This window comes from Myxococcus sp. AB025B, from assembly GCF_006518215.1.
In the GTDB taxonomy this organism is placed as follows: domain Bacteria; phylum Myxococcota; class Myxococcia; order Myxococcales; family Myxococcaceae; genus Myxococcus; species Myxococcus fulvus.
On record NZ_SRLW01000450.1, the window covers coordinates 1 to 5733 of the forward strand.

A 5733-nucleotide genomic window follows, 5' to 3' on the forward strand; every position below is an offset into this window, starting at 1 on the left:
CGACCTCTCGATGAGGCCCTGACGGAGGCAGGGACGAACCGAGTCCACGGGGTGTGCTGGGCTCCCGAGTGGGTGTGGTGCGCGGGCCTCGTTGGGGCGCTGGCGAGAATTGCTCGCCTTGAGTGAGGCGGCGCGGGCCGCTTGCCGGGGCGCTGGCGTGGGCCCGCCCCGCGCGCTATCAGCGCGGGACGTCATCGCCCGCGAGGCAGGGGTGGGACGGTGGCGAAGCCGGAGGGCGTGGGCGTCATGAGTCAGGTCATCGGGTTGCTGGGCACGTGTCTGGTGTTGGGCGTGCTGGCCCGCAGGAGCGGGAAGTTCCCGGAGGGCTCGGCGGGGCCGTTCAACACCTTCGTGCTGTACGTGGCCCTGCCCGCGCTGGTGCTGCGCGTGATGCACCGGCTGGAGTTCGTTCCATCGCTGCTGGTGGCCGCGGTGGTGCCCTGGCTGTACTACCTGGCGGCGGGGCCGTTCTTCCGGTGGCTGGGGCCGAAGCTGGGGCTGTCCAGGGAGTCCGTGGCCGCGCTGGTGCTGACGGGCGGCCTGGGCAACACCGCCTTCGTGGGCCTGCCGATGGCCGAGGCGCTGCTCGGCTCGGAGGGGCTCGCCGTGGCGGTGGTGGTGGATCAGCTCGGCTCGTTCCTCGTGCTGTCCACGCTCGCGACGCTGGCGGCGGCGAGGGCGAGCGCGGAGGTGGCGCTGCCCCTGGGCGCGCTCGCGAAGAAGGTGGCGACCTTCCCACCGTTCGTGGCGCTGGTGCTGGCGCTGCTCCTGCGCCCCGTGGGCTACCCCGTCTGGGTGGACTCCGTGCTGGAGCGGCTGGGCGCGCTGCTCACTCCGCTGGCGCTGTTCTCCGTGGGCCTGCAGCTGCGACTGTCGGGCGTGAAGGCGCGGCTGCCGGCGCTGTCCCTGGGCCTGCTCTACAAGCTGGTGCTGGTGCCGGGCGGGGTGCTGCTGGGCCTGTGGGCCCTGCCCGGGCTGTCGCCCATGGTGGTGCAGGCCACGGTGCTCCAGGCGGCGATGGCGCCCATGGTGAGCGCGGCGATCCTGGCCGCCGAGCACCGGCTGGATCCGGAGCTGGCGGTGTTGATGGTCGGCGTGGGCATCCCCCTGTCCTTCGTCACCGCGCCAGTGATGCTGTGGCTGGTGCGCTGAGTCATCCTCGGGGGGAGGCGAGCGGGCGTCCGGCCTGCCCGCCTGCCCTGCGGGCGGGTGCGCGGACGGCTCACTGACGTGTAGCCGCAGCTCCCCTATCTTCCGTCATGGCCGAGCAACCACCGAAGGCTTCCGGGGCACCCGGAGGAGACCCGAGGCGGATGGAAGTGCGGCGCTCCGTGGCGGAGCTGGGCGCGCGCACCTACGCCATCCAACTTCTCACCGACGCAGGCATCCCGTTCCTCGTGGGTGGGGCCTACGCCTTCGCCCACTACACGGGCCTCTACCGCGACACGAAGGACCTGGACCTCTTCCTCCATCGCAAGGACGGCGACCGCGCCGTGGAGATGCTCGCGCGCCACGAGTGGCGCACCGAGAGCGAGGTCCACGGCTGGCTGCACAAGGCCTTCTGGGAGGACTTCCTCGTCGACCTCATCTACGGCTCCGGCAACGGCTTCACCGCCGTGGATGACGCGTGGTTCGAGCACGCGGTGCCGGCCCAGGTGCTGGGCTGTCCGTGCCGTGTCCCGCCCGCGGAGGAGATCTTCTGGAGCAAGGCCTTCGTCCTCGAGCGCGAGCGCTTCGACGGCCATGAGCTCACCCACCTGCTGCTCAAGGCAGGGCCCACGTTCGACTGGCAGCGCCTGCTGCGCCGCTTCGACCGGTACTGGGAGGTGCTGCTCTCGCACCTGCTCTTCTTCCGCTTCGCCTACCCGTCCGACCGCGCCACGGTGCCGGAGTGGTTGATGCGCGAGCTGCTCTCGCGCGCGAACGGCTCCGTGGATGCCGGCAACTGGCAGGAGCGCATCTGCCGGGGGCGCATCCTGTCCAAGGTCAGCTACCAGGTGGACGTGGACGAGTGGGGCTTCCAGGACGGACTCGGCTGGGACCGGGAGGAGCGCCAGCGCGAGGCGGACTCCGTCGCGAGCGGCGAGGCGCCGGGCCTGCACGGGCCCCACTGAGCGCCCTCACTCGGGGGGCTCCACGTCCCACCGTGCGAGCCCCCGAGTCATGGGCCCATGTGCCTTCCGGGCTCACGGCCCTACCTTGCTTCCAGTGTCCCTTCGCGAACAAGGCAGGTGTCCCGTGGCCCGTTCCCCGTCAGGACCCCGACGCGCGCTCGGCCGCTTCGGCGCGGTGCTGCTGTCCCTCGGTGTCGCCGCGCCCGCGAGCGCGCAGCTCGCCACGTCCCAGCGCTCGGGGCCCCTCCGCCTGCAGGTGGGCGACCAGTCCCTCGCCATCTCCCTGGGCAAGGAGCGCCTGAGCGGTGGCGGCTTCGACTTGCGCCGCACGGGTGTGTCCTTCCGTGGTCAGCTTCGCGGCGGCGACGTGGAGCTGGGCTGGCGGCGGGGCCCCATCGTGGGGCGTGTGGGCGTGGAGGACACGCGCCTGGAGTTGTCGCGCTTCTCCTCCGAGCAGGGCATGCGCGTGGACGGTGAGCTGTCGAACTGGCCCACCTCGCTCGTCTTCTCCCCCGTGGGCATCTCCGGGGACGTGGGCGGGTGCAGCTACTCGCTGACGGTGGCGGGAGGCCGCTACACCGGGTGGCGCACCTGTCAGCCGGACCTGGAGGGCGAGCCGACCGCCGTCACGCTGAGCCTGCCGGAGACGGTGCTCGCGCTCGACACCGCGGAGCAGGCCGCGCTCCTGTCACTGCTGCTCTCCGCGAAGGGCCTGCCTCCCGCTCCACCGCGCCAGGCGCCCGCGAACACCGGGCGCACGCTGGAGGGGCCTGGCCTGGACGAGACACCTCGGCGTTGAGGTGGGCCCGGTGCGGGCCGGCCGAGCCGCTCCGCGCGGAATTGTGCAATCCAGATACATCCGTCATGGTGAGTCACGTGGCACTCGCGGGAGTCTGCGCGCGGCCCGTGCTTCAATTCCTGGCTTCCGCTGGCGCACGTCGGCGCGTGGATGGGCATGCGCGCCCATCCCTGGCGGAAGAAGGAGTCCCACCATGAAGCTGTGCCTGGGTGTGTTGTCGGCCCTCGTCGTGTCCGGCCTCTTGGCCTGCGGTGGCACCGGAGTCGTGGAGCCGGAGGAGGATTCGCTGGGGCAGATTTCGAGCGCGGTCATCTGTTCGACGACGTGTCCGAACGGCTCGACGGTGACGTGCGAGGGCACGACGTGCAACACCTATCCAGGGGAGTCCGTGGAGTGCGACGGGCTGCACAACATCTGCCTCCCCACGATTCCCAGCGTCTGCCTGTCGCCCAACAGCGCCTGCTCGTACCTGGCGGGACGCACCTGCTCACCGGTGGGCGGCACGCGCTCGTGCTGCATCAACCGCCGCGTGGGCAACTGCTACTGCATGCCGACGGGCCAGTGGGCGTGTAGCGCGTCCTGAGTCGTCGCGGGTGGAGGCGTCGAGCCCGCTCCCGGGCTCGACGCGGAAGGAAGACTTCAGGCGGTGGCGGTCGCGCCGAAGGACAGCTCCACGCCGTTGTCCTTCACGCGCATGCGCGGCTTGGACAACCAGTGGCAGTGCGCGCAGTAGCTGTTCGCGCCGGAGGGAGTGGCGCGCACGCTCACCGCTCCGCCGCAGAGCACGCAGCCGTCGGGAAGGACGAATTCGGCGAATCGCTCGCCGAGGTTGCTCTCGATTTCGGTCATGTCCCACAAGTAACGCAGGAATCGCGCGGCACAAGCAGACCGCACCAGGCCACCCGCATCCTCCTGGCCCTCATCCCGCAGGGAGCAGGCGGACAGGCGAGCCTCGCCTGCATTCCTTACGGGCTCGGACGCGAGTGACGTCCTGACGACATCGCAACCCCCGGCTCCCACGTGGCGCGACTGGCACGTGGATTGATCTGCCCCGAGCCGGGAACACGAGAGGGGGAGGGCATGGGTGGTGTGGAGCGTGTGGATGTGCGCGAGGAGAAGAAGGGGTGGGGTGTCGAGGTCGTCACCTCGGACGGCGAGGTGAGGCGCTACCGGTACGCGAGCGAGGCGCAGGCGCGCTACTTCGCGGCCATCTTCGAGCTCGGCCCCCGGGTGTGGCCGCCCGTGCGACGGGGGAAGGCCCGGAAGGCCGCCTGAGGAACCCTCGTGCCCGGGCGAGGGGAGCCGGGCACCGTGGCTTCCCACTACCCTTGGGGCCGGGTTTCGGAGAGGCTTGAGGCATGAGCGACGCGAGCAAGAACTTCCTCCACCGCCCGAACCGGGAGCACATCACCCAGGAGCCGGACCCCGCGGGCCGCTGGAGCACGCAGTTTCCGGACATGATTGGCTACCGCAGCCAGGGTGGCGGCAAGGTGCCGGCGGACTTCGGCTGGAACACCAGCCCCAAGCAGTGGCAGGAGGAGCTGACGCCGCAGACGCTGGCGGAGCGCTTCAACGAGCTGCGCGTGCTGCCGCCGAAGCCCGAGGCGCCCGCGCTGCCCGCCGACACGCAGCCGAAGTAGTCAGCTGAAGGGCAGGGCCGCCAGGCGCTCGCGGAAGCGCTCGAGCAGGCCCCATGAGCCCGCCTCGTCCAGGCCCTCGGCGGCCTCCTGACGCGCCTTGCGCAGGAAGCCGTCGAAGGGCGTCGAGCGACCGTAGAGCGCCGCCGCCGTGTCCACCGCGTCCGCCAGCACGCGCGCCGCGCCCTGCGAGCCGAGCGTCAGGTGCATCTCCGCCTGCTCCAGCTTCGCGCCGCACGACGCCCACAGCTCGCGGTCATGCACGGTGAGCCACGTGCGCGTCACCTCGTCCATCGCCTCGTCGAGGAAGCCGAGGAACGGCTCCACCAGCTGTGGCAGCGCCTCCGCGGGAAGCTCGCTCCTGCCCGCGGCCTCCTGGATGCGCGCGCGCAGCGTCAGCACGTGCTGCTTCTGCGGCGTGCGCAGCGCCACCGAGGCGGGCAGGGTGATGAACGCGGACAGGCTCTCGGCGGCCTGCCTCGCCAAGGTGGGCCGTGACGGCGCCTCCGCCTTGGCCGCGCGCTCCAGTCTCCCCTGCAGCGAGCGGCGCAGGTCCGCCGCCGCCGCGCGCAGGGCCGCGCGGGCGCCCACCTGGTGCACGTAGCCGGGCACCACGTCCTCGCGCCGCACGTCCTCGAAGGCCGCGGCCGTCAGGTAGACGAGGTCGCCGATGCGCACGCGGAAGTCCGCGCGGAAGGCCTGCAGCTTCGCCATCAGCGTCCACTGGTCGCTGACCACCTCGGGCCGTCGCATCTGCTGGCCCAGCTCCGACACGCGCTTGGACAGCCGCTCCGCGATGGCGTGCAGCACCGTCTCCACCTCCTGCGCCAGCCGCTCGTCGGAGCTGGCCGGGGGAGGTGCCCAGCCGCCGTCCGAGGCGCCTCGCGTGGGCGGCGGGGGGAACTCGTGGTGGATGGCGGTGACGAGCTGGTTGACGCCCACCAGCGTGTCGCCGATGGCGGGCGCCATCGTCTCCCACAGGGCCAGGTCCGCGCCGCCCTCGGGCTCCACCGTGGTGGGCTCGTACTTCGCGATGCTCAGGTGCCCCAGCCGGTCGATGGCCACCGCCGCCGCGCGGTGCACACGCTCCAGCCGGTCCGCCAGGTGTCGGTCCGTGAGGGAATGCAGCAGCGCCTCCAGGCGGGAGGGCAGGGCATCCTGGGGAACACGGGGCGCGCGGGGC

At 71.8% G+C, this 5733-nt stretch carries 8 protein-coding genes; 6 read left to right on the plus strand and 2 right to left on the minus strand.

The features are described from left to right. Positions 1–246: 246 nt before the first annotated feature. The 4 genes from FL311_RS40465 to FL311_RS40480 all read left to right on the plus strand — a co-directional run bounded on the left by FL311_RS40465 (position 247) and on the right by FL311_RS40480 (position 3496). Positions 247–1152: an AEC family transporter gene (locus tag FL311_RS40465; protein WP_141332976.1), complete on the plus strand. Its 906-nt coding sequence runs from the start codon at positions 247–249 to the stop codon at positions 1150–1152. Between the two features lie 161 nt (positions 1153–1313). Continuing rightward, positions 1314–2114, plus strand: coding sequence for a nucleotidyltransferase family protein (locus FL311_RS40470; protein WP_228557410.1), 801 nt, complete (start codon positions 1314–1316; stop codon positions 2112–2114). Between the two features lie 124 nt (positions 2115–2238). Further along, a complete protein-coding gene (locus FL311_RS40475) occupies positions 2239–2913 on the plus strand; it encodes a hypothetical protein (protein WP_194869578.1) in 675 nt (224 codons plus the stop codon). A gap of 193 nt (positions 2914–3106) precedes the next feature. Continuing rightward, positions 3107–3496, plus strand: a complete 390-nt coding sequence (locus tag FL311_RS40480; RefSeq protein ID WP_141332978.1) for a hypothetical protein — start codon at positions 3107–3109, stop codon at positions 3494–3496. 56 nt (positions 3497–3552) lie between these two features. Here the strand turns inward: FL311_RS40480 and FL311_RS40485 are convergent, their stop codons facing one another. After that, positions 3553–3762, minus strand: coding sequence for a hypothetical protein (locus FL311_RS40485; protein ID WP_141332979.1), 210 nt, complete (start codon positions 3760–3762; stop codon positions 3553–3555). A 231-nt stretch (positions 3763–3993) separates the two neighbouring features. Here FL311_RS40485 and FL311_RS40490 point away from each other — a divergent pair, with 231 nt between their 5' ends. Next, positions 3994–4188 carry a hypothetical protein gene (locus FL311_RS40490; protein ID WP_046710946.1) on the plus strand — a complete coding sequence of 65 codons (195 nt, stop codon included), beginning with the start codon at positions 3994–3996 and terminating at the stop codon, positions 4186–4188. A gap of 83 nt (positions 4189–4271) precedes the next feature. Then, positions 4272–4553 (plus strand): hypothetical protein, encoded by a 282-nt coding sequence (locus FL311_RS40495; RefSeq protein WP_141332980.1) that lies wholly within the window; start codon positions 4272–4274, stop codon positions 4551–4553. On the opposite strand, the gene FL311_RS44545 is transcribed toward FL311_RS40495, so the two are convergent. Further along, positions 4554–5733 (minus strand): hypothetical protein (locus FL311_RS44545; protein WP_228557411.1); only part of this gene is annotated, 1180 nt, incomplete at its 5' end.